The 24816-nt window shown below is 69.9% G+C and carries 22 protein-coding genes; 11 read left to right on the top strand and 11 right to left on the bottom strand.

What is annotated here, in order from left to right:
- Positions 1-17: 17 nt before the first annotated feature.
- Together ACFYM0_RS07380 and ACFYM0_RS07375 are read right to left on the bottom strand one after the other, a co-directional pair.
- Positions 18-506, bottom strand: a complete 489-nt coding sequence (locus ACFYM0_RS07380) for a glutathione peroxidase (protein ID WP_388497619.1) — start codon at positions 504-506, stop codon at positions 18-20.
- Between the two features lie 43 nt (positions 507-549).
- On the bottom strand, positions 550-1410 hold the full coding sequence (locus tag ACFYM0_RS07375) for a hypothetical protein (RefSeq protein WP_388497747.1): 861 nt from the start codon (positions 1408-1410) through the stop codon (positions 550-552).
- Between the two features lie 288 nt (positions 1411-1698).
- Here ACFYM0_RS07375 and gcl point away from each other — a divergent pair, with 288 nt between their 5' ends.
- Complete coding sequence (gcl, locus tag ACFYM0_RS07370) at positions 1699-3480, top strand: glyoxylate carboligase (RefSeq protein ID WP_266912577.1); 1782 nt, start codon at positions 1699-1701, stop codon at positions 3478-3480.
- Between the two features lie 135 nt (positions 3481-3615).
- On the opposite strand, the gene ACFYM0_RS07365 is transcribed toward gcl, so the two are convergent.
- The 4 genes from ACFYM0_RS07365 to ACFYM0_RS07350 form a co-directional block, all read right to left on the bottom strand.
- Positions 3616-4179: a DUF4291 domain-containing protein gene (locus ACFYM0_RS07365; protein ID WP_388497617.1), complete on the bottom strand. Its 564-nt coding sequence runs from the start codon at positions 4177-4179 to the stop codon at positions 3616-3618.
- 585 nt (positions 4180-4764) lie between these two features.
- Complete coding sequence (locus tag ACFYM0_RS07360) at positions 4765-6222, bottom strand: catalase (protein ID WP_388497743.1); 1458 nt, start codon at positions 6220-6222, stop codon at positions 4765-4767.
- A gap of 244 nt (positions 6223-6466) precedes the next feature.
- The gene (locus ACFYM0_RS07355) at positions 6467-7357 is read right to left on the bottom strand and encodes a 2-hydroxy-3-oxopropionate reductase (protein WP_388497615.1); all 891 of its coding nucleotides are present in this window, start codon (positions 7355-7357) and stop codon (positions 6467-6469) included.
- A gap of 74 nt (positions 7358-7431) precedes the next feature.
- A complete protein-coding gene (locus ACFYM0_RS07350; protein ID WP_243339126.1) occupies positions 7432-8265 on the bottom strand; it encodes a TIM barrel protein in 834 nt (277 codons plus the stop codon).
- Positions 8266-8446: 181 nt separating this feature from the next.
- On the opposite strand from ACFYM0_RS07350, the gene ACFYM0_RS07345 reads away from it, so the two are divergent.
- The 7 genes from ACFYM0_RS07345 (at position 8447) to ACFYM0_RS07315 (ending at position 14484) form a co-directional block, all read left to right on the top strand.
- Positions 8447-8698: a hypothetical protein gene (locus ACFYM0_RS07345; RefSeq protein WP_388497613.1), complete on the top strand. Its 252-nt coding sequence runs from the start codon at positions 8447-8449 to the stop codon at positions 8696-8698.
- The gene (locus ACFYM0_RS07340; protein ID WP_388497610.1) at positions 8695-9093 is read left to right on the top strand and encodes a helix-turn-helix domain-containing protein; all 399 of its coding nucleotides are present in this window, start codon (positions 8695-8697) and stop codon (positions 9091-9093) included. The genes ACFYM0_RS07345 and ACFYM0_RS07340 overlap by 4 nt, the downstream gene beginning before the upstream one ends.
- A gap of 154 nt (positions 9094-9247) precedes the next feature.
- A complete protein-coding gene (gene uraD, locus ACFYM0_RS07335) occupies positions 9248-9763 on the top strand; it encodes a 2-oxo-4-hydroxy-4-carboxy-5-ureidoimidazoline decarboxylase (RefSeq protein ID WP_327255910.1) in 516 nt (171 codons plus the stop codon).
- A gap of 8 nt (positions 9764-9771) precedes the next feature.
- Complete coding sequence (gene uraH / locus ACFYM0_RS07330; RefSeq protein ID WP_388497608.1) at positions 9772-10164, top strand: hydroxyisourate hydrolase; 393 nt, start codon at positions 9772-9774, stop codon at positions 10162-10164.
- Between the two features lies 1 nt (position 10165).
- Positions 10166-11089 carry a factor-independent urate hydroxylase gene (gene pucL / locus ACFYM0_RS07325; protein WP_327255912.1) on the top strand — a complete coding sequence of 308 codons (924 nt, stop codon included), beginning with the start codon at positions 10166-10168 and terminating at the stop codon, positions 11087-11089.
- 208 nt (positions 11090-11297) lie between these two features.
- Positions 11298-12701, top strand: coding sequence for an 8-oxoguanine deaminase (locus ACFYM0_RS07320; RefSeq protein ID WP_266885243.1), 1404 nt, complete (start codon positions 11298-11300; stop codon positions 12699-12701).
- Positions 12702-13071: 370 nt separating this feature from the next.
- Positions 13072-14484, top strand: coding sequence for a nucleobase:cation symporter-2 family protein (locus tag ACFYM0_RS07315; protein WP_388497740.1), 1413 nt, complete (start codon positions 13072-13074; stop codon positions 14482-14484).
- Positions 14485-14580: 96 nt separating this feature from the next.
- Here the strand turns inward: ACFYM0_RS07315 and ACFYM0_RS07310 are convergent, their stop codons facing one another.
- Positions 14581-15654 carry an Lrp/AsnC family transcriptional regulator gene (locus ACFYM0_RS07310; RefSeq protein ID WP_388497604.1) on the bottom strand — a complete coding sequence of 358 codons (1074 nt, stop codon included), beginning with the start codon at positions 15652-15654 and terminating at the stop codon, positions 14581-14583.
- A 127-nt stretch (positions 15655-15781) separates the two neighbouring features.
- Between ACFYM0_RS07310 and ACFYM0_RS07305 the strand changes: the two genes are divergently transcribed.
- Positions 15782-17854, top strand: a complete 2073-nt coding sequence (locus ACFYM0_RS07305; protein ID WP_388497601.1) for an ATP-binding protein — start codon at positions 15782-15784, stop codon at positions 17852-17854.
- Here ACFYM0_RS07305 and ACFYM0_RS07300 read toward each other — a convergent pair.
- The gene (locus tag ACFYM0_RS07300) at positions 17797-18471 is read right to left on the bottom strand and encodes a 3'-5' exoribonuclease domain-containing protein (RefSeq protein ID WP_388497599.1); all 675 of its coding nucleotides are present in this window, start codon (positions 18469-18471) and stop codon (positions 17797-17799) included. The two genes, ACFYM0_RS07305 and ACFYM0_RS07300, sit on opposite strands and share 58 nt — an antisense overlap.
- 114 nt (positions 18472-18585) lie before the next feature.
- Here ACFYM0_RS07300 and ACFYM0_RS07295 point away from each other — a divergent pair, with 114 nt between their 5' ends.
- Positions 18586-18975: a VOC family protein gene (locus ACFYM0_RS07295; RefSeq protein ID WP_388497597.1), complete on the top strand. Its 390-nt coding sequence runs from the start codon at positions 18586-18588 to the stop codon at positions 18973-18975.
- 93 nt (positions 18976-19068) lie between these two features.
- Here ACFYM0_RS07295 and ACFYM0_RS07290 read toward each other — a convergent pair whose 3' ends face one another.
- The 3 genes from ACFYM0_RS07290 to ACFYM0_RS07280 form a co-directional block, all read right to left on the bottom strand.
- Positions 19069-20256 (bottom strand): hypothetical protein, encoded by a 1188-nt coding sequence (locus ACFYM0_RS07290; protein ID WP_388497595.1) that lies wholly within the window; start codon positions 20254-20256, stop codon positions 19069-19071.
- A 293-nt stretch (positions 20257-20549) separates the two neighbouring features.
- Positions 20550-22169, bottom strand: a complete 1620-nt coding sequence (gene aceB / locus ACFYM0_RS07285) for a malate synthase A (RefSeq protein ID WP_388497591.1) — start codon at positions 22167-22169, stop codon at positions 20550-20552.
- 252 nt (positions 22170-22421) lie between these two features.
- Entirely contained in the window at positions 22422-23093 is a 672-nt protein-coding gene (locus tag ACFYM0_RS07280; RefSeq protein ID WP_388497589.1) for an NTP transferase domain-containing protein, read from the bottom strand.
- Positions 23094-23316: 223 nt separating this feature from the next.
- Between ACFYM0_RS07280 and ACFYM0_RS07275 the strand changes: the two genes are divergently transcribed.
- Positions 23317-24804, top strand: coding sequence for a PLP-dependent aminotransferase family protein (locus ACFYM0_RS07275; RefSeq protein WP_388497588.1), 1488 nt, complete (start codon positions 23317-23319; stop codon positions 24802-24804).
- Positions 24805-24816 lie beyond the last annotated feature (12 nt).

Below are 24816 nucleotides of genomic sequence, written 5' to 3'. Positions count from 1 at the left end.
TCAGACATCAGGTGGTGTCAGGCCGGCAGCTGCGCCTCGATCGCCGCGATGACCTCGGCGGCCTCGGGCTCGGTGCGCGGGCGGAAGCGGGCCACGACCTCGCCGGCGGGGGAGATCAGGAACTTCTCGAAGTTCCAGGTGATGTCACCGGCCTCGCCCTCGGCGTCCGGGACCTTCACCAGCTCCTCGTAGAGCGGGTGGCGGTTCTCGCCGTTGACGTCGGTCTTCTCCAGCATCGGGAAGGTGACGCCGAAGCCGGCCGCGCAGAACGTCTGGATGTCGTCGGCGTTGCCCGGCTCCTGCCCGCCGAACTGGTTGCACGGCACACCGATGACGGTGAAGCCCTTCTCCTCGTACTTGAACTGCAGACGGGCCAGGCCCGAGTACTGAGGGGTGAGACCGCACTGGGAGGCGGTGTTCACGAGCAGGATCGCCTTGCCCTTGTGCGCGGCGAGGCTGGTGGGCTCGTCGGACAGGGTGGTCAGCGGGATGTCGTACAGGCTCATCAAGCTCTCCTCGGCAGGCAAACACACGTAATACCCCCCGAGCCTAGGCCCCCATGCCGAGGAGGTCTTCCGCCGGGTCGTTGACCGGCTGGGGCATGCCCGTGAGGTCCATGACGAAGAGGGGTATCCCGAGGTCGTCCGCGCGGGCGCGCGCGTCTTGCGTATATCCGGCGAGCGAGAAGTAGACGCTGGTCGCGCAGGCCGTGAGCCCGTTCAGCCAGACGCACTCCACCGCCCGCAGCCCGGCCGGGGCCGTGGTCGGGTCCACCTGGGCGACCAGGCCGGGGGCCCGCAGGTCCACCGCCGCCGACGGGATCGGCCGCCCGTCGGGCTGGCGCACGTCCTGGAAGCCGAGCCAGCGCAGGTACAGCGCGGCGGTGACCACCGCGTCCCGGGCGGTACGGATCGTCACGGGCCGGAAGGCGGGGCGGGGCACCGCGGGGTCCGGGGCCGCCGGGGCAGCGCGAGGAGCCGAGGTGGCGGGGGGCGCCGGAGGCATGGAGGCGCTAGAGGGACCGGGGAGACCAGAGGGACCGGAGCGACCGGGGAGACCGGAGGGAGCCGGGAAAGCTGCCGGCGGCTGCGCCCCACGCGGGGGAGTCCGCACCTCCCCGCCGGAGGGAGCCCCGCCCGCGGGCTCCAGGGGATGGACCGGAACCAGCACCACCGTCCCGCAGGAAGTGCACCCCACCTCCGGATGCGGCCACTCGCTCTCCCGGCCGCAGGCCTCGCACCGCACCGCGACCCAGCTCTGCGTCCACGTGCGGTGGGTCAGCTCCCGGGGCGGTGACGCCAGGTCCAGGGGAGGAGTGACCGGGTTCCCGCAGGCGCAGGGGAAGACCGGGGCGGCGTAGCCGTTCTCGCGCAGGCACGCCGGGCAGCGCACCGGTACCGCATCCGCCATGAGTGCCGGACCCCCTTCGCCTTCGTCGCTCTTCGCCTTCGTCGCTGTGCGTAGGCCCATGGTCCACCACCTGCCACCGGAGGGGTGGGCAGACCCTCGATTTTCGGTCGGGCCCTGGATTTTCGTACAACTCACTGCCCCATCGGCGGCTTTTGGTGGGTTCCGGGGTGCCGTACCGCCTTGACGTTGTGGGGAGTCGCCGCTTAGCTTGTTCCGTATAGCAGAACAAAACTTCCGGATTACGGAAAAGCCTGACCGCCAGACCCGCAGGAGAACTCGATGCCTCGTATGACAGCCGCCGCCGCTGCAGTGGAGATCCTCAAGCTCGAGGGTGTCGAACAAGCGTTCGGTGTCCCCGGTGCTGCGATCAACCCGTTCTACCGCGAGCTCAAGAACGTGGGCGGAATCGCGCACACCCTCGCCCGCCACGTCGAGGGCGCCTCGCACATGGCCGAGGGGTACACCCGCGCCAAGGCCGGCAACATCGGCGTCTGCATCGGCACCTCGGGCCCGGCCGGCACCGACATGATCACCGGCCTGTACTCCGCGATCGCGGACTCCATCCCGATCCTGTGCATCACCGGTCAGGCTCCGGTCTCGAAGCTCCACAAGGAGGACTTCCAGGCCGTCGACATCGCCTCGATCGCCAAGCCGGTCACCAAGAAGGCGACGACCGTCCTGGAGGCCGCCCAGGTTCCGGGCGTGTTCCAGGAGGCCTTCCACCTGATGCGCTCCGGCCGTCCGGGCCCGGTCCTGATCGACCTCCCGATCGACGTCCAGCTGACCGAGATCGAGTTCGACCCCGAGACCTACTCGCCGCTGCCGGTCTACAAGCCGAGCGCCACCCGCGCCCAGGCCCGCAAGGCCCTGCAGTTCCTGCTCGACTCCGAGCGTCCGCTGATCGTCGCCGGTGGCGGCATCATCAACGCCGACGCCTCCGACCTGCTGGTCGAGTTCGCCGAGCTGACGAACGTCCCGGTCATCTCCACCCTCATGGGCTGGGGCGTCATCCCGGACGACCACGAGCTGGCCGCCGGCATGGTCGGTGTCCAGACCTCGCACCGCTACGGCAACGCGACGTTCCTCGAGTCGGACTTCGTCTTCGGCATCGGCAACCGCTGGGCCAACCGTCACACCGGTTACAACCTCGACGCCTACACCAAGGGCCGCAAGTTCGTCCACGTCGACATCGAGCCGACCCAGATCGGCAAGATCTTCGCCCCGGACTTCGGCATCGCCTCGGACGCCAAGGCGGCCCTGGAGCTCTTCGTCGAGATCGCCAAGGAGCTCAAGGCCGAGGGCAAGCTGCCCGACTTCAGCGCCTGGGCCGCTTCCGCCCAGGAGCGCAAGGCGACGCTGCTGCGCCGCACGCACTTCGACAACATCCCCATGAAGCCGCAGCGCGTCTACGAGGAGATGAACAAGGCGTTCGGCCCCGAGACCCGCTACGTCACCACCATCGGTCTGTCCCAGATCGCCGGTGCGCAGATGCTGCACGTCTACAAGCCGCGCAACTGGATCAACTGTGGCCAGGCCGGCCCCCTCGGCTGGACCATCCCGGCCGCGATCGGTGCCGCCACCGCGGACCCGGAGACCCCGATCGTCGCCCTGTCCGGCGACTACGACTTCCAGTTCATGATCGAGGAGCTGGCGGTCGCCGCCCAGCACAAGGTCCCCTACGTTCACGTCCTCGTGAACAACGCCTACCTGGGTCTGATCCGCCAGGCGCAGGGCGGCCTGGGCATCAACTTCGAGGTCAACCTCGAGTTCGAGAACATCAACACCCCCGAGCTGGGTGTCTACGGTGTCGACCACGTCAAGGTCGCCGAGGGCCTGGGCGTCAAGGCGATCCGCGTCACCGACCCGGACAAGCTGGGCGAGGCCTTCGAGACGGCCAAGAAGTGGGCCCAGGAGCACCAGGTCCCGGTCGTCGTCGAGGCCATCCTCGAGCGCATCACCAACATCTCGATGAGCAAGACGGTCGACATGAGCGACGTCACCGAGTTCGAAGAGGTCGCGACCGAGCTGGGCCACGCCCCGACCGCGCTCCGCAACACCCTGCCCGCCTAGTCCCACCAGGCTGGTCTAGCACCACCGAACGGCCCCCGTCCCTCCTCCAGGAGGAACGGGGGCCGTTCCGCGTTCCCTACGGGCCCCAGGTCCCGGTGGCGTCCCACCAGGCGGCACGACGCAGGGGTCGGAGGCCTACATCGCCGAAAGGTGTTCTTCCAAGCTCCGGCTCAGCGGGTAGACGCGCTCCGCGGGCAGAAGCCGCTGAGCCTGGGCGGCGCGTCCGTTCCGGACCAGTGTCGCGGCCTTGTGGACCTGCGGCGTGAGGTCGGTGAGGCTGACGACCCAGTCTTCGGCGAACGTGCGGATCAGGTGGCGGCCGATGCCGACCTGGATGCTGTAGTGGTTCAGAGCCGCGCCGCGCACCGAGCGCTCGGGGTCCCACTGAAGGTGCACGGCGGCCCGAGCCACCGCCGTCGGGACCGCGGTCGTCCGTACGGCCTGGGACAGTGCCTGCTCCCAGCCTTCCCGTGTCATCCGCACTGCGAGTACGCGCTCCTGCCCCGGCTTGCGGGCCCAGTTGCTGCGGTGCATCAGCCACGGAAACGAGGGCTTGATCCACGTCATCCGCTGGAACGAGAACGGTGTGACGAAGCGCCCCGCCCGCACCGCGGCGTCGGCGATCGCGGACGAGTACGCCTGGTAGACCACGATCGTACGGGCGTCGTAGTCGGCGCGGATCTGATACTGCGGGGTCATGCACCGCACCCTGCCATCCGCCGTGCCGGTGTCGCCAACGGTTTCCCACCGTATGCAGACCCGTTCCGACCGGCCGGGGGGCTGGGTCCGGGGGCTTTCTCCAGCGGCGCCGGCAGCCCCCGCGGGGAGCCGAGGGCGCTCCCTCGCTCCCTCGCTCCGGGGCGCTCCGGGGCGCTCCGGGGCACGGCAAAGAGCCGAGTCACGGGACCGTCCGTGACTCGGCTCTTTGGGTGTGTGTTGCTTGTTACCGCCCGACGGTACGAGGCTGGCGCGACAGGACGTTCGCACCGCCGGGCGGAGAGGGTGGGGGAGGTTCTCCTTCGTGCATAGGGGCCTCTGTGCGTGGCCCCTATATATAGAGGAGTGATTTTGGCTGGGACCGTGGCGAACGGCGACGAGAACTCCGGCTTCGTCTCCCTCAGGTCAAGAGACGGGCCTCGGAACCCATTACCACCGCACTGGCTCGCACGCTCGCCACGGTCCTCGTCCTGCCCTCACCGCGTACCACCCCTCATCCGGGTCCGCAGTGTGGGCTCAGCACCCGGATCCTGACCTCCCGTCAGGATCCCGGCGCAGCTTGTGGGCTCAGGCGTCGCGCAGGGCGCGGACGGCCTCCTCGACGCGCTTGCCGTAGTCGGCGTCCGCGGCGTGGAAGTGAGCCAGGTTCTTCTCGATGACGTCCTCGAGGGTGACCTGAGACAGGCCGCCGGCGATGGTCGCCACCAGACGCTGCTTCTCGGCCTCCGACATCAGGCGGTAGAGCTCACCGGCCTGGAAGAAGTCGTCGTCCTTGGTGTGGGCCGGAGCCTCGTGGGTGCCCGTGTAGCCGGAGACGGCCTTCGGGGCGCCCAGCGCCAGACCGGTCTCGGCCGGACCCTGGTGCGAGTTGGGCTCGTAGTTCTTGTCGTAGCGCGAGCCGTTGCGCAGCGCCATGACACCGTCGCGGCCGTAGTTGTCGGCCTTCGTCGCCTTCGGAGCGTTGACCGGGATCAGGGTGTGGTTCACACCGAGGCGGTAGCGCTGGGCGTCCGCGTACGCGAAGAGGCGGCCCTGGAGCATCTTGTCCGGCGAGGCGGTGATGCCCGGGACGAAGTTGTTCGGGGAGAACGCGGCCTGCTCGACCTCGGCGAAGACGTTGTCCGGGTTGCGGTCGAGGACCAGACGGCCCACGCGCTGCAGCGGGTAGTCGCTGTGCGGCCACACCTTGGTGAGGTCGAACGGGTTGAAGCGGTAGTCCGCGGCCTCGGAGGCGGGCATGACCTGGACGTAGAGGGTCCAGCTCGGGTTCACACCGCGCTCGATGGCCTGAAGCAGGTCGGTCTGGTGCGAGTTGGCGTCGGAGCCGACGAGCTCGGCGGCCTGCTCGCCCGACAGGCAGCGGATGCCCTGGTTCGTCTTGAAGTGGTACTTGACGAAGAAGGCCTCGCCCTGGGCGTTGGTCCACTGGTACGTGTGGGAGCCGTAGCCGTTCATGTGACGGTACGACGCCGGGATGCCGCGGTCACCCATCAGCCAGGTGATCTGGTGCGTCGCCTCGGGGGCGTGCGCCCAGAAGTCCCAGACGTTGTCCGCTTCCTGCTTGCCCGTGAACGGGTCGCGCTTCTGGGAGTGGATGAAGTCGGGGAACTTGATCGGGTCCTTGATGAAGAACACCGGGGTGTTGTTGCCGACGAGGTCGTAGTTGCCCTCTTCGGTGTAGAACTTCAGCGCGAAGCCGCGCGGGTCGCGGACCGCGTCCGCGCCACCCAGCGAGTCGGCGACGGTGGAGAACCGCAGGAAGGTCTCGGTCTTCTTGCCGACCGTGTTCAGGAACGCGGCGCTGGTGTACGCGGTGACGTCGTCGGTCACCTCGAAGTAGCCGTACGCGGCCGAGCCGCGGGCGTGCACCACGCGCTCCGGGATGCGCTCGCGGTTGAAGCGGGCGAGCTTCTCGAGGAGCTGCTGGTCCTGGATCAGCAGGGGGCCACCGACGCCGGCGGTAGCGGAGTTCTGGTTGTCGGCGACCGGGGCGCCAGACTCGGTCGTCAGCGTGCGCTTCGACATGGTGACCTTCCGTACGGGGAACTGCTGACGGAATCCGTCTTCCGTCATGCGGAACAGCCTAATTTCGGCATGAACTCGACGTCAACAGTTTGTTGAAAGAAAGAGTGGAGGAGAGGTAATCCGGACGGTGCCGGCACTTGGGCGCGACAGGACAGGTGTCAGCACCGGCACCATCCGGAAACTCAGGGCCCCGTGAGCGGGGCGGGTGGCGGCCCTACGGGCGGGCCGCCGATCGGAGCGGAGCTCAGATCTGGGCGCCGGAGAGGCGCTCGACCGCGCGGAGCAGCGCGGAGTGGTCCAGGCCACCGTCACCCTGGGCGCGCAGCGAGGCGACCAGCTGGGCGACGACCGCGCCGACCGGGAGGGCCGCACCGACGTTGCGGGCGGCGTCGGTGACGATGCCCATGTCCTTGTGGTGCAGGTCGATCCGGAAACCGGGCTTGAAGTCGCGGTTCAGGAAGTTGGCCTTCTTGCGGGTCAGGACCGTGGAGCCGGCCAGACCGCCGTTGAGCACGTCCAGAGCCGCTTCGAGGTTCACGCCCGACTTCTCGAGGAAGACGACGGCCTCGGCGCACGCCTGGATGTTCACCGCGACGATGAGCTGGTTGGCGGCCTTCACCGTCTGGCCGGAGCCGTGCGGGCCACACAGGACGATGACCTTGCCGAGGGCCTCGAGGATCGGGAGCGCCTCGTCGAAGTCGGCCTGCTCGCCACCCACCATGATCGACAGGACGGCCTCGATGGCGCCGGCCTCGCCACCGGACACCGGGGCGTCGATGACGCGGATGCCCTTGGCGGCGGCGTTCTTCGCCAGGTCGATCGAGGTCTGCGGGGTGATCGACGACATGTCGATGATCAGCGCGCCGGACTTCGCGTTCTCGAGGATGCCGTTCTCACCGTAGGAGATGGCCTCGACCTGCGGGGAGGCGGGCACCATCGTGATGATGACGTCGGCGTCCTTGACGGCCTCGGCGATCGAACCGGCGGCGCCGCCACCGGCCGCGGCGAGGCGGTCCAGCTTGTCCTGCTCCAGCGTGAAGCCGGTGACCGAGTAGCCGGCCTTCAGGAGGTTCTCGGCCATGGGGGAGCCCATGATGCCGAGACCGATCCATGCAATCTTCGGGAGGTTGCTCATGATGAGGGTCCTTCTCTTAATGCTTCGTACGAAAAGTTCGTCAGGTGCCTGGCTGTTCGCCCGGACTTTTCCGCTTACTTCGCGGCGCGGGCCTCGGCCGGCAGCCATGCGAAGGAGGCGGCGGCGTCGGCGGCCTTGTACTCGAGACCGACAAAGCCCTGGTAGCCGGCCTTCTGGAGCTGGTCGAGCAGCTCTTCGAGGGGCAGCTCGCCGGTGCCGGGGGCACCTCGTCCCGGCTTGTCCGCGATCTGGACGTGTCCGGTCTTGGCGGCGTACTTTTCGATGACCTCGGAGAGGTCCTCATCGTTCATCGCCAGGTGGTACAGGTCGAGCAGGAACTTGGCGTTCCCGAGGCCGGTGGCCTCGTTCACCTTGTCCACTACCTCGATGCCGGCCGGGGCGCTCACCAGGGGGTAGAGCGGCGACTCGGGCTTGTTCAGGGTCTCGATCAGGAGGATCGCGCCGACGCGGTCCGCGGCCTGAGCCGCCACGACCAGGTTCTTCAGCGCGAGCTCGTCCTGAACGGCCGGGTCCACGCCTTCGACGCGGTTGCCGTACAGGGCGTTCAGCGCCTTGCAGCCGACCGAGGCGGCGAAGTCCGCAGCCACGTTGATGTTGGCGTTGAAGCGCTCCGACTCCTCACCGGGAACCGAGACCGCACCGCGGTCCGGACCCGGCAGCTGGCCGGCGTAGAAGTTCAGGCCCACCAGCTGGGTGCCGGCGTCCTCAAGAGCGGTCTTGAGGGCGTCGAGCTCCTCCTGAGCGGGGGTGGGGGTCTCGATCCAGGGCCACCACAGCTCGACCGCCGTGAAGCCCGCTGCGGCGGCAGCCGCGGGACGCTCCAGGAGCGGGAGTTCCGTGAAGAGGATCGAAAGATTTACATCGAAGCGCTGGTCCGTGTATCCCATGAGGGGTGTGCGCTCCTTCCGTATTGCGGAAGTTAGTTTCTGCCTGATGGAAGACTGCAAGCAGGGCGGCCCGGTTGTCAAGTACCGCCTCCCGAAAAGTCCGGTCCGCCCGTCGCCCGCCCGCCGCTCCTCAAGGGGGCGCTATCGCGCCACTCCTTCCGGTCCGGGTAGCTTGAGCGACGTGCGATTGAGAGTGGAGTTCACGACCGAGCCCTTCGATCTGGAAGAGGCCCCTGCCCATGCCGTAGCCGCTCGCGAGGTCATTCAGACGGCCCAGCTGGACGCCGTGGATGTCGGCCCGTTCGGCAATACGGCCGAAGGGGAGTCCGGGGCGGTGCTGACCGCGGTCACCGCGCTGCTGCGCAACTCCCTGGAGGCCGGAGCCACGCGTGTCTCCCTCCAGGTCAACGTGATCGGGGAGGAGACGCCGTGACCGAGCCCCGGGACCATCCCTTCGTCGCCGCGGTCAAGCCGCTGGTGGATGCGATGGGCGGCGAGCTGATGGATCCGTCCCTGGCCCAGCCCGACGACGTCGTGCTCGCCTGGGAGGGCCGGGACCTGCTCGCCGTACGGCTTCCGCAGCTCTCGGACTCGCTGGACCACATCCTGGCGGCGCTGGAGCGCCGGCACGGCGTACCGTTGTCCCAGCTCGACCGGAAGTCCAAGCAGGACGTCGTGCGGATACTGGAGGCGCGCGGCGCCTTCTCGGTCCGGCACGGTGTGGAGACGGTCGCGGGAGCCCTCGGCGTAAGCCGCTTCACGGTCTACAACTACTTGAACAGGGACTCGAACCCTCCCAAAGGGGCCACCGGGACCAACCAAGAGTGAATCCTGATTGACTCACCGTGACGAGCCGCCGCCCAATTCACCCGGGCGGCGGCTTTTGTGTACGGGAAGTTTCAACAAAGTGTTGACGCCGTGTTGTCGAGGGCGTTAGCTATGCGCAGCCCGTCAAAGCAACAACAGGCCACGGAGGCCTACCGTGACTTCGAGTCCGACCCCGGGTCTCACCCGGTTCAACGCCTTGGACGACAGTGCGGCCACGGCCGAGCTGCACGAGGTGTGTGCCAGCTCGGCATGGGGCAGCAAGCTGCTCGCCCAGCGCCCCTTCACCAGCGTCGACACCCTGTTCTCCGCGAACGAGGCCGCCATGGCCGAGCTCACCGCGGAGGACCTGGGCGAGGCGATGGGCGGACACGCGCCGATCGGCCGGCCGAAGCCGGGAGACCCGACCTCCGCCCGCGAGCAGCGTGGCATGGCCGGTGCCTCGGAGGAGCTCAAGACCGAGCTCCTCGAACTGAACCTGGCCTACCAGGACAAGTTCGGCCACGTCTTCCTCATCTGCGCCACCGGTGCGACCGGTGAGTTCATGCGGGACGCGGTCAAGGTCCGGATCGAGAACTCGCCGGAACAGGAGCGGGAAATCGCTCGTGGCGAGCTCGTCAAGATCAACCGGATCCGCCTGACCCGTCTCGTGGAATCCGTAGAAGGAGAGTAAGACCGAGCATGAGCACTCAGACCACCGCGTCGGTGTCCACGCACATCCTGGACACCAGCATCGGAAAGCCCGCCGAAGGCGTCGCGATCTCCCTGTCGGCCCGTACGGGTCTCGACGGCGAGTGGGCGGCCCTGGGCGGCTCCGCCACCGATGCGGACGGGCGCTGCAAGGACCTGCCGGCGCTGCCGGAGGGCACCACCCACGTACGCCTCGACTTCGAGACCGAGACGTACTTCTCCAAGAAGCAAGCCGCCGAGGCACAGCAGGACGCCCCCCGCGTAAGGGACAGCGGTGCGTTCTTCCCCGAGGTCACCATCACCTTCGCGGTGAACCCGGGCGAGCACTATCACGTACCGCTGCTGCTCAACCCGTTCGGCTACTCCGTTTACCGAGGGAGCTAGCATGGCCACCATTCTGGGCCAGAACCAGTACGGCAAAGCAGAGAACCGCGTAGTCAAGATCACGCGGGACGGCGACACCCACCACATCAAGGACCTGAACGTCTCGGTCGCCCTCTCGGGCGACATGGACGACGTCCACTACTCCGGCTCGAACGCCAACGTCCTGCCGACGGACACCACGAAGAACACGGTGTACGCGTTCGCCAAGGAGTACGGCATCGAGTCCGCCGAGCAGTTCGGCATCCACCTGGCGCGTTGGTTCGTCAACAGCCAGGAGCCGATCCAGAAGGCCCGCATCCGGATCGAGGAGTACTCCTGGTCCCGGATCGCGACCTCGGACGCGAACTCCAAGTTCATCGGCTCCGACGAGGTGAACCACTCCTTCGTCCGCGAGGGCATGGAGACCCGGGTCACCCAGATCACGTACGACGGCAAGAACTGGGAGGTCATCTCCGGCCTCAAGGACCTGGTCGTCATGAACTCCACGAACTCCGAGTTCTGGGGTTACGTGAAGGACAAGTACACGACCCTGAAGGAGGCCTACGACCGCATCCTGGCGACCCAGGTTTCGGCTCGCTGGCGCTTCGCCTGGTCGGATGACGAGCAGCGGATGCCCAACTGGGAGAAGTCCTACGCCGAGACCCGGAAGCACATGCTCCAGGCCTTCGCGGAGACCTACTCCCTGTCGCTGCAGCAGACCCTGTACCAGATGGGTTCGCGCATCATCAACCACCGTTCGGAGATCGACGAGGTTCGCTTCTCGCTCCCGAACAAGCACCACTTCCTCGTCGACCTCGAGCCCTTCGGTCTCAAGAACGACAACGAGGTCTACTTCGCCGCGGACCGCCCGTACGGTCTGATCGAGGCGACGGTCCTCCGCGACGGCGTAGACGCCCGTATCCCCGTGGACATGACCAACCTCTGATGTGGCACGCCCGTCCCGGGGCTCCGCAGTGGCCCCGGGGCGGCGCGACACCTGTCAGCACTTTCAACACTTTCAACTTCCTGAATCGGCACCCGGACGCACCACACGGGGCGGCAGTACTGTCAGCTGTCAAGGCCCCCGGCTCCGGCACTCAAATCCCCTGGGTTTTGCCGTGCCCGCACCGCCACTGAAAGCACGAGGAAGTCCCATGGCAGCATCGGCAGCCAATGACAGCGCCGTAGAGCGCATCGTCATCGAAAACTGTGCGATTGCGACCGTCGACGCCAACGACACCGAGTACGCCTCGGGTCACGTGGTGCTCGCCGGTAACAAGATCGAGTTCGTCGGCGCGGGCAAGGCCCCCGAGAACCTCGAGAACGTCGTCCGCCGCATCGACGGCACCGGGCACCTCGTGACTCCCGGTCTGGTCAACACGCACCACCACTTCTACCAGTGGATCACGCGTGGTCTGGCCACTGACCACAACCTCTTCAACTGGCTGGTCGCGCTGTACCCGACGTGGGCGCGCATCGACGAGCAGATGACGTACACGGCCGCGCAGGGCTCCCTCGCCGCGATGGCCAAGGGTGGCGTCACCACCGCGATGGACCACCACTACGTCTTCCCCAAGGGTTCGGGTGACCTCTCCGGGTCGATCATCCGCGCCGCGTCCGAGATGGGCGTCCGCTTCACCCTCGCCCGCGGCTCGATGGACCGCAGCGAGAAGGACGGCGGCCTGCCGCCGGACCACGCGGTCGAGACCCTCGAAGGTGCCCTCGCGGACACCGAGGCGACCGTGAAGAAGTACCACGACTCCTCCTTCGACGCGATGACCCAGGTCGCCGTCGCCCCCTGCTCCCCCTTCTCGGTCTCCACCGAGCTGCTGAAGCAGGGCGCCGAGATGGCCCGCCGCCTGGGTGTGCGCATGCACACGCACGGCTCGGAGACCGTCGAGGAAGAGCAGTTCTGCAAGGAACTGTTCGGCATGGGCCCGACCGACTACTTCGAGTCGACCGGCTGGCTCGGCGAGGACGTGTGGATGGCGCACAGCGTCCACATGAACGACTCCGACATCGCCGCGTTCGCCCGTACCAAGACCGGTGTCGCGCACTGCCCGTCCTCCAACGCCCGTCTGGCCGCCGGCATCGCCCGCGTCCCGGACATGCTCGCCGCCGGTGTCCCGGTCGGCCTCGGCGTGGACGGCACCGCCTCGAACGAGTCCGGTGAGCTGCACACCGAGCTGCGCAACGCGCTGCTGATCAACCGTCTGAACCCGGTCCACCGCGAGCGTGCCCTGAACGCCCGTCAGGCCCTGCGCCTCGGTACGTTCGGTGGCGCCCAGGTCCTCGGCCGCGCCTCCAACATCGGTTCGCTGGAGGTCGGCAAGTGCGCCGACCTGGTGCTCTGGAACCTGAACACCCTCCTGCACTCCTCGATCGCCGACCCGGTCACCGCGCTGGTCTTCGGTGCGGCGGCCCCGGTCACCGCGTCGTTCGTCAACGGCAAGCAGATCGTCGAGAACAACCGTCTCCTCTTCGCCGACGAGGACGCCATCGCCGTGTCCACTCGGGAAGAGGCCCAGCGCCTCGCGCGGATCTCCGCGCAGGCCTGATCCCACGGAGTCCGGCCGGGGGGGACGGCCCCCGGCCGGCAGCCGTGGACCCGAGCGGGGTCCGCGGCAGCTGTTCCCGGGTAGCGCCCGAGGTCTTTCCGAGGGCGCCCCGGGAGCGGTGACTCGTGCCACTGGCCCCGCAGCTCGTGTACCGCGCCACTGCTACGGCACCTCCAGCTCTCTTTGACTTCCTTACCGGCGGCCCTAGGCCGCCCGTGCGTGGAACGACTCGGGCGAATCGTTTCTGCACCCCTTGGGACAAGCATTCGCAGCGCCCACAACTCCATACCGGCTCGACTCGTACAGCTTTCGCATCACCTCCCAGACACATCACGTCCCTGCCGGCGTGTTAAACAGTTCGGAGGAAGCCGTGGCCCAGGCGCCCAGGTTTCGCAAAGACGCAGACGCAGTCGCAGTACCGCAGGTCGCGGACGACCACGGGGGGAAGCACCCGGTCGACGAGACCTTGCCCCCGCTGAAGATGTTCACCAGCGGTCTCCAGCACGTGGCCGCCATGTACGCGGGTGTAGTCGCCCCGCCCATGATCGTCGGCCCGGCCGTAGGCCTCTCCGCCACCGAGACCGCCTTCCTGATGGGCGCCTCGCTCTTCACCGCAGGGCTCGCCACCCTCCTCCAGACCCTCGGGTTCTGGAAGATCGGCGCCAAACTCCCCTTCGTCAACGGTGTTTCCTTCGCCGGCGTGACCCCGATGATCGCCATCGGGAAGGGCGAGGGCGACAACGCCATCCCGATCATCTTCGGCGCGATCATCGTCGCCGGAATCCTCGGCTTCTTCGCCGCCCCGTACTTCGGGAAACTGGTCCGGTTCTTCCCACCGGTCGTCACCGGTACGGTCATCACCCTGATCGGCGTCTCGCTGCTCCCCGTGGCCTTCAACTGGTCGCAGGGCGGGAACAGCACCGCCACCGGCTACGGCTCGATGAAGAACATCGCCATGGCGGCCGCCACCCTCGCGATCGTCCTGCTGATGCGCAAGTTCCTGCGCGGCTTCCTCCAGCAGATCTCCATCCTCCTCGGCCTGGTCGCCGGCACGCTCATCGCGCTGCCGCTGGGGATGACGAACTTCGACGCGGTCCGGAACGCCGATTTCATCGGCTTCCCGACGCCGTTCCACTTCGGAGCGCCGCAGTTCCAGGTCGCCGCGATCATCTCCATGTGCATCGTGATGCTGGTGTGCATGACCGAGTCCACCGCCGACATCCTCGCCCTGGGCAAGATCGTCGGCCGTCCGGCGGACGCGAAGACCATCGAGGGCGGCCTGCGCGCCGACACCCTGGGCAGCGCGCTCAGCCCGCTGTTCAACGGGTTCATGTGCAGTGCCTTCGCGCAGAACATCGGGCTGGTCGCCATGACCAAGGTCCGCAGCCGGTTCGTCGTCGCGGCCGGCGGCGGCATCCTGATCCTGCTGGGCCTGTGTCCCATCGCCGCCTCCGTCATCGGAGTCGTACCGCTGCCGGTCCTCGGCGGCGCGGGCATCGTCCTCTTCGGGTCGGTGGCCGCCAGCGGCATCCAGACGCTGGCCGGAGCGGCCATGGAGAAGGGCGAGAACGCCCTGATCGTCGCCGCCTCGCTCGGCATAGGCCTGATCCCGATCGCGGCCCCCGGCTTCTACCACGCCTTCCCCGAGGACCTGCTGGTCGTCCTCGACTCCGGCATCAGCACCGGCTGCGTCGTGGCCATCCTGCTGAACCTCGCCTTCAACCACCTCGGTGCCAAGAAGGGATCGGCCTCGGCCGCCCCGGAACCGGTACCGGTGCACTGACCGGGCCGTTCCCGGCCCGTGCGCGGGATACGGCGGTGCGTACGTCACCCACTGCGGGGTTGGCGTCCGCACCGCCGTACGTGTTCTCGGCGTGCCTCAAACGCCGACGGGGCCGAACACGCGCAGGACCGGGTCCGACCAGATGTCCGGGGTGACCGTACGCACCCGGTGGCCTCGGCGGTCCAGTTCCTGGGCTTCCGTCTTGCGGACCTGCAGGGCCACCGCCGAGTCCGTGATGCGCAGGCCCGGCAGCCTCCGGGTGAGCTCCGCCGTGTAGCGGGAGAGGTCCTCCACCGTGCGCAGCCGGGCGCTGATCATGAAGTTCCAGGGGCCGCTGACGGACATGCAGATACGGGTCTCGCGCAGCCCGGCGGCCACCGCCGCGCAGTCGGCGAGCTCGAACTCGGACGACTCCGCCCACAGCGTCGCGGACACCGGCCAGCCCGACAGCCCGGAGGCCAGCGCGCAGCTGTAGCGCAGGCTCAGCCCGCCCTCCAGCCGCGCCAGCCGGCGCCGTACGGTCGACTCGCTCATCGTGAACTCCCGGGCCAGCGAAGCCACGCTGCGCCGTGCGTCCGAGGCCAGGGCCAGTACCAGCGGCCGGTCCTCCTCCTGGAGCGGCGCCACCGCCGGCCGGTCCGGGGCGGCGGAAGCCACCGGCCGCCGGATCCGTCTGGTCAGCAGGCCGATCTGGGCCGGGGTCAGCTGGTCCAGGCGCCAGCGATCGGGGGCGTAGTGCACCGCCGTCACCATCGAGGTGCGGGTGCCGATCACGCCGGGGATCCGCTGCACCCGGGAGGACAAGTAGGAGTACAGCGTGGGGAGGTCGGGTACGGCCACGAAGACGAGCAGGTCCCGGCCCCCGGTGGTGTGCTCGACCCCCAGGGCGTGCGGATCCGCCACGAGGGCGTCCCCCACCGAAGGCGAAGTGCCCGCGGTGCACATGACCTCCACCCACGCCATGCAGGGCTTCGTGACGCCCGTGCGCAACCCGAGTCCGCTCAGCCACGCCTCGCCGGATTCGGTCAGCCGCTCCCAGCGGCGCGCCAGGGTGTCCGGGCGCGCACCGAGGACCGGACCCAGCAACTCCCAGCTCGCGCGGGGTGCGAGCTGCAGTGCGTGGACCAGCGCCCGGTCCGTGTCGTCGATGGCGGAAATGGCCGAGTTCATACCCTCCCCTTGGTGGTTCTCCCGGTCGGTGACGGGACAACGGGATTATGAGCCGATCATCTCTCTTTGTGCGTTCAACTGTTGACCACATGACGGTGCGCACGTGTCGGACACAGCAGGAGGACGTGTGGGGGAGGCCGGCTCGGGCGTGCGGCAGGCGGTGCCCGCCGAACTGTCGAGCTTCATCGGGCGGGAGCGGGAGCTCACCGCCCTCGCCTCCCTGCTCGCGACGCAGCGCCTGGTCACACTCACCGGACCTGCTGGAATCGGCAAGACCCGGCTCGCGGTGCGCACCGTCCGCACCCTGGGCGACCGCGACGGTCTGGACGCGGTCTGGGCGGAGCTCGGAGCCCTGCCCGAGCAGTGCTGGGACCGCCTCGGAGCGGAGCTCGCGGACCGCCTCGCGGGACGCGAGGCACTGCTCGTGCTCGACGGCTGCGAACAGCTCGGGGAGGCCGGAGCGGGGCTGGTGGCCGAACTGCTGCGGTGCCTGCCGGGGCTGCGCATTCTGGCCACCTCGCAGCGGAGGCTGCGGCTCTCCGGGGAAGCGGTGCTCGCCGTACCGCCGCTGTCGGTTCCGACCGCGCCCTCCGTGCAGCCGCTGCCCGCGGCGCCGTCGGTCCTGGCGGGGCAGGCAGGGCCCGATCCCACCCGGCGGTTCCCGGTGGCCGACGTCGCCGGTTACGCGGCCGTACGGCTCTTCGAGGAGCGGGCACGCGGCGCCGACCCCTTCTTCGAGCTGACCGACCGCAACGCGGGCGCCGTCGCCGCGCTGTGCCGGGCGCTCGACGGGATCCCCGGCGCGCTGGAGCTCGCGGCGGGGCGCTCGCACCAGTACGCGCCCGCGCAGGCGCTCCGCAGACTCGGCTCCGACCCGCTGGGCTTCCTCGCGGGCGGCGCCGGCCGCAGTACCCGGGTCGACGCGGAACGCTCGCTGCGCCTGGCCTCGCCCGCCGAACGGCTGCTCTGGGAGCGGCTCTCCGTCTTCGCGGGCTCTTTCGACCAGGCGGCCGTCGCCGAGGTGTGCGGGTTCGGGGCGCTCACTCCGGACACCGCGGCCGAGGCGCTGCTCCGGCTGGCCCCGGGCCTGCTCGCGGACGCCGGGCCGGGCCGCTACCGGCTGCCGCTGTCCGTACGGGCGTACGCGGCCCGGCGGCTCGCGCACGGACCCGCCGGGGACGGCGCGACGACGGCCCGGCGCCACCGCGAGCGCTGCCGGGTGCTGGCGGAGCGAGCCGCGCAGCTGTGGCGCGCCGGCGCGCAGCGGGAAGCGCGCGCCCTCGCCCTGCGGGAACTCCCCGAGCTGCGCGCGGCGATGAACCCGCTCGCCGCCGGAGGGCCGGGAGCCGCCCTGGAGATCGCGGTGTCCCTGTGGTTCGTGTGGTCCGCGTGCGGGATGGCTGCGGAGGGGCGCAGGCACGTGGAGCGCGCCCTGGCCGTGCACCCTGCGCCCCGGCCCGCCCGCGCGCTGTGGCTCGCGGCGTGGCTGGTCGCGGCCTTCGGGGAGTCCGCCGGCGCCGACCCCCTGTTGGTGGAGGCGTGGACCGAGGCCGTGTACGAGGGGGAGGACGCCTGCCTGGCGTACCTCGCGCATCTGCGCGGCACGATCGCGCTGTGGGAGCACCGGTACGAGGATGCCGTGGCGGAGTACCGGGAGGGCCTGGAACTCCTGCCGGCCGATCCGGAGTTCGGCCCCGGCCGCGAAGCCCTGAGGGCCGCGCACACCCTGGCGGTCGCCCGCACGGACCCGGCCTCGGTTCCGGTCGAGGACGGGCCGCCGGAGGGCCTGCGGGACGGGCTGCCGGAGGGCCTGCGGGACGGGCCGCCGGACGCGCCGGCCGATCCGTGGGCCCGTTCCTGGGTGAGCTACGCCCATGCCCTGGTCCAGCGCCACGAGGGCCGCCCGGCCCTGGCCCGTACCGAACTGCTGAGCGCGCTGCGGACCCAGTTCGCGCTGGACGACACGCTCGGGCAGGCCTTCTCGGTGGAACTCCTCGCCGAACTGGAGGCGGACCAGGGACGCTACGCCGAAGCCGCCCGCCTCCTCGGCGCCGTCTCCCGCACCCGCCCGCGCGCGGCCGCGGCCCCCCGCGTCCAGCACACGGTCCGCAGCCGCCTCACCCCACAGGCCTTCCGCGCGGCCTACGCCTCCGGCGCCCGGACGCCCCTGCGCGAACTGCTGCCGGAACTGGCGGGCTGACCGGGCTGACCGGGCTGAGCAGGCTGACCGGGTGGCACCCATGCCATCAGGTTGCTCATCAGCTCGGCCTGCTCGACCGCGTCGTCCAGCGCGTGATGGGTGTGCGGGCGGCGGGAGAGCAGCTCGCTCGGCATCCGGCCCTTGACCGCGGCACGGAGGGGGACCCGGGCCTTGGCCGCGTAGAGGGTCTTCATGTCCAGGCAACCGGAGTGCCCGAAGGGGCTGTCGCCGCCGAAGTTCATCAAGTACCAGTACAGGAACATCCAGTCGAAGGAGGCCGGGTAGGCGCACATCACCGGCTGAGCCCCCGCCGAGACCTCCCGCACCCAGGCGCGGAACTCCGCCATGGCGACGGCCGGTTCGGCGCCCTCGCGGAGCAGCCGGTCCCGGTCGAGCCCGCTGACCGCGAGCGCCTCCGGTACGTACGCCTCGCTGATCGGGCGCAACTCCCGGTAGAAGGTGTCCCGTTCGGGATCGGCGGCCGTATACGAAGCCCCGTCCTGCCGCCCCGCCACCGCGGCCCCGAAGCTGATCATCGAATACGGCCCGGGGATGGGACCGTCGGCCTCGATGTCGACGGAGATGTAGAGACTGGGACGCGCGCTGCGGACTGTCATGGACGCGAGCATGCCAGTGCACGGGCGGGCGATCACCCGATTTCCCGGTCGACGGCCGCCGGGCCCGGGGGGAACATGGGGGCAGGGGGTGTGCGGCGGTTCGAGGGAGTGGTCATGTTTGCGGAGAGCAAGGCCTACAGCGGCTTCTCGGTCGACGACCTCGGGAAGGCGAAGGAGTTCTACGGCGGCACGCTCGGGCTCCGGGTCACCGGGGAAGAGGACATGCCGATCCTGCGACTGCACCTCGCGGGCGGCACGGAGGTACTGGTCTACCCGAAGGACAACCACGAGCCCGCGACCTTCACGATCCTCAATTTCACCGTGGACGACATCGACAAGGCGGTCGGTGAACTCACCGCACGAGGCGTCGTCCTCGAGCGCTACGAAGGATTCGTGGCCGACGACCGGGGCATCGTCCGCTCCACGGAGCGCGGAATGCCGTCCATCGCCTGGTTCAAGGACCCGGCGGGCAACATCCTGTCCGTCCTCGACGAGGCCGGATAGGACCGCACCCCGCCGCGGCGAGGCCGCAAGGACCAGGCCGCGACGGATCAGTACTACGGAGCTACGGAGCTACGGAGCTACGGGACGGCGTGACTAAGGCGCCGGGGTCAGGTACATCCCGCTGTGGTCGGCCCCGGGGGTGTTCTTGCAGCCGAACCCGCTGCCCGCAGGCTGCGCCACGACCAGCGCCAGGCAGCGCCCGGCCGCGAGCTGCCCGAAGTAGTTCGGGTGCATGGACTCCTGGACCAGGCCCTGCGTCTCGCTGCTGTCGATCCAGCGGGCCCACTCGCTGGTCTTCGCCGAGGCCGGGGCCGCGGTGGTCACCTGCTTGCTTGCCTTCGCGCACACCTCGCGCCCCTGCATCATGTCCTTCAGGTCCAGGAACTGCGCGCCCTTGGCGGCGGCGACCGCCTTGAGCCGCCCGGCGATCTGCGGCACGAGCGAGTCCCGCGCCCAGTCGGAGTCCCGGTTCCAGAAGGGGCACCCGCCGGTGTTGAGCCGGCTCCAGTCGCTCTGGGTGTACCGGTTCTCCGCGCCGCGCGGGATCGGCGACGGGTAGGACTGCAGCACGATCCGGTACGAGGAGTCGGCGTACCCGGCGCCGCGCATGACGGCCCGCACCTCGTCCACGGACTTGCCGACGTCGGCCATGACGCCGTCGATCTTGTCGTTCACACCCTCCTGCTGGTCGTCGTAGCAGTAGGAGTTCCAGAGCACGAAGTCGTACGCGCACTCCTTGATGATGTCGGCGAAGCCGAGGTCGTTGCCCCCGATGGACAGCGCGATGACCTTGACGTTGTTGCTCGCGGCCACGGCGGCGAGCTGATCGGCCTGCGGGGCCTCGCCCTTGAAGGCCACGCCCCCGTTGGAGGCGCGGAACACGTTCTGCGAGACCGCCCCGGAGCAGGCCAGGTTGATCGCGACGTCGGCGATGGCCCCGGCGCTCTTCACCTCGGCGGAGTCCGACCGGTGGCATCCGCCGGCGGTGGCTCCGTAGACCTTGCCGGGGTCGTAGCTGCTGCCGCTCACCCAGGCCCGGTCGGTCCCGGTCCGGCTCCCGCTGTTGGTCAGGCTGTTGCCCTTCCAGCGCCCGGCCTCCCCGGAGATGTAGCTGTCGCCGAGGGACACCACGGCGGTGGGCCCGTTCCCCGGCCCGGCCACGGCCGTCCCGGCTCCTCCGGTGACGAGGGCCCCGGCGCCGAGCGCCGCCGCCGTCCCGATCCCGGCCAGTCGTCGCACGCGACGGGCCCGGTCCATGCTGTCGTTGCGGAATCCGATCACTGCGGAACTCCTGCGGTCGGCCATGCGGGAGCCAGGAACAACTCCGGCGCATGGCTGGGTAAGTGGGGGTTACCTCCGGCCGGTGGCAATCGGAAAGGTGCCACCCCGCGCGTTGTTACCGCTAGGTACAGGCAAGTTACGAACAAGTAACAACCGATCGGTCGTTCGGCGCCGACCGGTCGGACGCGCCGGTCGCGGACGCACGACAACGCCCCCGGAGCCGGAAGGCTTCGGGGGCGTTGTCGCTACTGCCGGGCTTTCGGCTGCTGTGCGATTCAGCCGAAGGCGGGGTGTCAGCCGATGAGCTGGTCGTACGCGGGGAGGGTGAGGAAGTCCGCGTAGTCGGCGTCGAGGGAGACCTGGAGGAGCAGGTCGTGGGCCTGCTGCCACTTGCCGGAGGCGAAGGCCTCCTCGCCGACCTCGGCGCGGATCGCGGCGAGTTCGGCGGCCGCGACCTCGCGGGCCAGGTCGGCGGTGGCGAGCTTGCCGTTCTCGAAGACCACGCCGGCGTTGATCCACTGCCAGATCTGCGAGCGCGAGATCTCGGCGGTGGCGGCGTCCTCCATCAGGCCGAAGATGCCGACGGCGCCGAGGCCGCGCAGCCAGGCCTCGATGTAGCGGATGCCGACCTGGACGGCGTTGCGCAGGCCGTCGTACGTGGGCTTCGCGTCGAGGGAATCGATCGCGATCAGCTCGCCCGGGGCCACGTGGACGTCCTCGCGGAGGCGGTCCTTCTGGTTGGGCTTCTCGCCCAGCACGGCGTCGAAGGAGGCCATCGCGATCGGGACCAGGTCGGGGTGGGCGACCCAGGAGCCGTCGAAGCCGTCGCCGGCCTCGCGGTCCTTGTCGGCCTTGACCTTCTCGAAGGCGACCTTGTTGACCTCGGCGTCCTTGCGGGACGGGATGAAGGCCGCCATGCCGCCGATGGCGTGCGCGCCGCGCTTGTGGCAGGTCTTGACGAGGAGTTCGGTGTACGCCCGCATGAAGGGGGCGGTCATCGTCACCGCGTTGCGGTCCGGCAGGACGAACTTCTCGCCGCCGTCACGGAAGTTCTTGACGATGGAGAAGAGGTAGTCCCAGCGGCCGGCGTTCAGGCCCGCCGCGTGGTCGCGCAGCTCGAAGAGGATCTCGTCCATCTCGTACGCGGCCGTGATCGTCTCGATCAGGACGGTCGCGCGAACGGTGCCCTGCGGGATGCCGACGTAGTCCTGGGCGAAGACGAAGATTTCGTTCCAGAGGCGCGCCTCCAGGTGGGACTCGGTCTTCGGCAGGTAGAAGTACGGGCCCTTGCCGAGCTCGATGAGGCGCTTGGCGTTGTGGAAGAAGTACAGGCCGAAGTCCACGAGCGAGCCGGAGGCCGGGCCGCCCTCGAACTGCAGGTGGCGCTCCTCCAGGTGCCAGCCGCGGGGGCGCATCACGACGGTGGCGAGCTCCGCGGCGGGCTTGAGGGCGTACGCCTTGCCGGTGCGGGCGTCGGTGAAGTCGATGCGGCGCTCGTAGGCGTCGATCAGGTTGAGCTGGCCGAGGACCACGTTCTCCCAGGTGGGAGCCGAGGCGTCCTCGAAGTCGGCGAGCCAGACCTTGGCACCCGAGTTCAGGGCGTTGATGGTCATCTTGCGGTCCGTCGGACCGGTGATCTCCACACGGCGGTCGTTCAGCGCGGCCGGGGCCGGCGCCACCTTCCAGTCGCCCTCGCGGACCTGTGCGGTGTCCGGGAGGAAGTCGAGCGTGGAGGTACGGGCGATCTCGGCGCGGCGCACGGAGCGGCGGGCGAGGAGCTCGGCGCGGCGGGGGGCGAACCGCCGGTGGAGCTCGGCCACGAAGGCGAGAGCCGCTTCGGTGAGGACTTCGTCCTGCCGGGGCAGGGGCTCGGCGTCGACGATGGCCAGCGATGACGGCGCTGGTGCGGACATATCTGTCACTCCTTCAGCGGCGGTGCCTGGCGGCCGCGGGGGAATGCTCGCGCGAGACGGCACGCAGTGCCGTCGGGTGTGGAGAGTTCCGGAATACGGTCGCGGGCGCCGTCTGGGGGTTCAGGGCGCTTCTGACCAGTGGATAGTAATTTCCTCATGGTGGAAGTTCAATGGTTTGTTGATGTCGAGATTCTCTGAGTCGACAGATTCCGCTTCACGGTGGCCCTCAGTGCCACCGCGATCACAGCCAGCTCAGGCGAGTCGTGCCAGGTCGGGCGGGGTGTCGATGTCGAAGGCCTCCGCCACGTCCCCGCACTCGACCAGGGTGAGCTCCGCCGCATGCTTCGTCAGATGCACCCGCGCGCCCCTGTCTCCGGTGGCCGTCGCCACGATGTCCGGCCAGCGGTCCGACCCGAAGAGCACCGGGTGTCCGCGCTCGCCCTCGTAGGCCGCCGCCACCAGGCTCGCCGGAGACCGGTAGGCGGCCCGGACCCGGGCCACCGCCTCCGGGCCGATGCCCGGCTGGTCCACCAGGGAGACCAGGGCCGCGCGGGCGCCCGTACCGGCCAGCGAGGCGAGGCCGACCCGCAGGGAGGAGCCCATGCCCTCGGCCCAGTCCGGGTTGTCGGTCACCACGCAGCCGCTCAGATCGGCACGCTCGCGCACCTCGGCCGCGGAGGCGCCGAGCACCACGTGCAGCGGGCCGCAGCCCGCTTCGCGCAGAACCCGTACGGCGTTCTCCACCAGCGGGCGGCCCCGGTAGGTCAGCAGGGCCTTCGGCCGGCCGCCCAGGCGCCGGCCGCCGCCGGCGGCGAGGAGCAGGCCGGCGATCACCGGGGGAGCGGAGCGGTCGGTTGCCGCCGCGGGCTGCCGGTGCTGCTGCTGGGGCCGGTGCTCGTCTGGTGTGCTGTTGTGGGGTGACATGTCACCGATTCTCGCTCGCGCCGCAGGAGGCGTCGTACGGCGGCCAGCGCCGCCCCCACGCGCAGGGGCTCGGCGATCCGGTTCTCGGCGGCGGCGAGCAGGGCCCGTTCGTCACGGTCGGTCAGCCTCGTCAACATTGCGTTCTCCTTGCCAATCGGCGGCCAATGCAGCGAGTCTGTACCTGGATTGGCCTGGCAGGCAGAGCCAATCAGGGGAGGTTGGCATGGCAAACGGGCGAGTGGTCCAGACGGCGGACAGAATGATCGGCAGCCGCCAGCTCGCGGCCCTGCTCCCGGCGGAGGTACTGGCCCGCCCCGGCTACCGGGCCCTGGCCGACGCCGTCCGCACCCTGATCCTCGACGGGCGGATCGCCCTGCACGTGCGCCTGCCCGCCGAACGCGAACTCGCCGAGGCGGTCGGCGCCAGCCGGGCCACCGTCACCGGCGCCTATGACCTCCTGCGCGAGAGCGGCTACGTCCGCAGCCGCCGCGGTTCCGGGACCTGGACCGAGCTCCCCGAAGGCCACCATCCGGTCGGCGCGCACGCCGTCGTCGGCGCCGGCGGCTACAGCGCCGACGGCGACCCCGGCATCGACCTCGCCATCGCCGCCATGGGAGCGCCCCAGGACAGCCTCGCCGACGCGGTGGCCTGGGCCGCGCCCAGGCTCCCCGCCTTCGCCCGCAGCCCCGGCTACCACCCCTTCGGGCTGCCCGACCTGCGGACCGCCGTCGCCGAGCGGTTCACCCGGCGGGGACTGGCGACCCGCCCGGAGCAGATCCTGGTCACGGCGGGCGCGCAGCAGGCGTTCGCGCTGGTGGTGAGCCTGCTCTGCCGGCCCGGAGACCGGGTGATGACCGAGAACCCGACCTACGCCAACGCCCTGGACGCCCTGCGCCACGCGCGGCTGCGCACCGGGTCGATCGCCGTCTCCGACGCGGGCTGGGACCTGGAGATCGCCGAGTCCGCGCTGCGCCAGACCGTACCGAGGCTCGCGTACGTGATCCCCGACTTCCACAACCCGACGGGCGCGCTGATGCCGGAGGAGCAGCGGCTGCGGCTGCTGGCGGCGACCCGGCGGACCGGGACCTGGCTGGTGGTCGACGAGACCATCGCCGACATCGCGCTCGACGTGCCGGCGCCCGCGCCGCTGGCCTCGCTCGCGCCGAAGGGCGGGGCCGATCATGTGGTGACCATCGGCTCGCTGAGCAAAACGCACTGGGGCGGGCTGCGGGTGGGGTGGATCCGGGCCACCGCCAAGATGATCACGGAGCTGACGGCGGTACGGGTGGCGGCCGACATGACCGGCTCGGTCCTGGACCAGCTGGTGGCGCTGCCGCTGCTCGAGGGGCTGGAGCGGACGCTGCCCGCGCGGCTCGAGCGGCTGCGCGGGCAGCGGGCGGCGCTGATCGCCTCGCTGGAGCGGCACACGCCGGAGTGGCGCTGGCAGGTGGCGCCGGGCGGGCTCTCGCTCTGGGTGGACCTGGGGGAGCCGGTCAGCTCCGCGCTGGCGGACCGGGCGGCGGCGGCCGGGGTCAACATCGGGCGGGGCGCGCGCTTCGGGGTGGACCCCGGAACCTTCGAGCACCGGCTGCGGATCCCGTACACCCTGCCGGCGGACCGGCTGGACGAGGGCGTACGGAGGCTGGCGGAGGCCTTCCACGGGGGTGTGCCGCTGCCGTCGGCGGTGGAGCGGCCGTACTGGGTGGCCTAGCCGTCTCTTTCG

The sequence above is a fragment of the Streptomyces sp. NPDC006487 genome (genome assembly GCF_042870555.1).
GTDB lineage: Bacteria > Actinomycetota > Actinomycetes > Streptomycetales > Streptomycetaceae > Streptomyces.
The sequence above is the reverse complement of the archived record's forward strand: the minus strand, read 5'-3'. Positions and strand labels throughout refer to the sequence as shown.

Coding starts and splice junctions, on each gene's coding strand:
- ACFYM0_RS07380 (WP_388497619.1), bottom strand. CDS start 506: ATGAGCCTGTACGACATCCCGCTGACCACCCTGTCCGACGAGCCCACC.
- ACFYM0_RS07375 (WP_388497747.1), bottom strand. CDS start 1,410: ATGGCGGATGCGGTACCGGTGCGCTGCCCGGCGTGCCTGCGCGAGAAC.
- gcl (WP_266912577.1), top strand. CDS start 1,699: ATGACAGCCGCCGCCGCTGCAGTGGAGATCCTCAAGCTCGAGGGTGTC.
- ACFYM0_RS07365 (WP_388497617.1), bottom strand. CDS start 4,179: ATGACCCCGCAGTATCAGATCCGCGCCGACTACGACGCCCGTACGATC.
- ACFYM0_RS07360 (WP_388497743.1), bottom strand. CDS start 6,222: ATGTCGAAGCGCACGCTGACGACCGAGTCTGGCGCCCCGGTCGCCGAC.
- ACFYM0_RS07355 (WP_388497615.1), bottom strand. CDS start 7,357: ATGAGCAACCTCCCGAAGATTGCATGGATCGGTCTCGGCATCATGGGC.
- ACFYM0_RS07350 (WP_243339126.1), bottom strand. CDS start 8,265: ATGGGATACACGGACCAGCGCTTCGATGTAAATCTTTCGATCCTCTTC.
- uraH (WP_388497608.1), top strand. CDS start 9,772: ATGAGCACTCAGACCACCGCGTCGGTGTCCACGCACATCCTGGACACC.
- pucL (WP_327255912.1), top strand. CDS start 10,166: ATGGCCACCATTCTGGGCCAGAACCAGTACGGCAAAGCAGAGAACCGC.
- ACFYM0_RS07320 (WP_266885243.1), top strand. CDS start 11,298: ATGGCAGCATCGGCAGCCAATGACAGCGCCGTAGAGCGCATCGTCATC.
- ACFYM0_RS07310 (WP_388497604.1), bottom strand. CDS start 15,654: ATGAACTCGGCCATTTCCGCCATCGACGACACGGACCGGGCGCTGGTC.
- ACFYM0_RS07300 (WP_388497599.1), bottom strand. CDS start 18,471: ATGACAGTCCGCAGCGCGCGTCCCAGTCTCTACATCTCCGTCGACATC.
- ACFYM0_RS07295 (WP_388497597.1), top strand. CDS start 18,586: ATGTTTGCGGAGAGCAAGGCCTACAGCGGCTTCTCGGTCGACGACCTC.
- aceB (WP_388497591.1), bottom strand. CDS start 22,169: ATGTCCGCACCAGCGCCGTCATCGCTGGCCATCGTCGACGCCGAGCCC.
- ACFYM0_RS07280 (WP_388497589.1), bottom strand. CDS start 23,093: ATGTCACCCCACAACAGCACACCAGACGAGCACCGGCCCCAGCAGCAG.
- ACFYM0_RS07275 (WP_388497588.1), top strand. CDS start 23,317: ATGGCAAACGGGCGAGTGGTCCAGACGGCGGACAGAATGATCGGCAGC.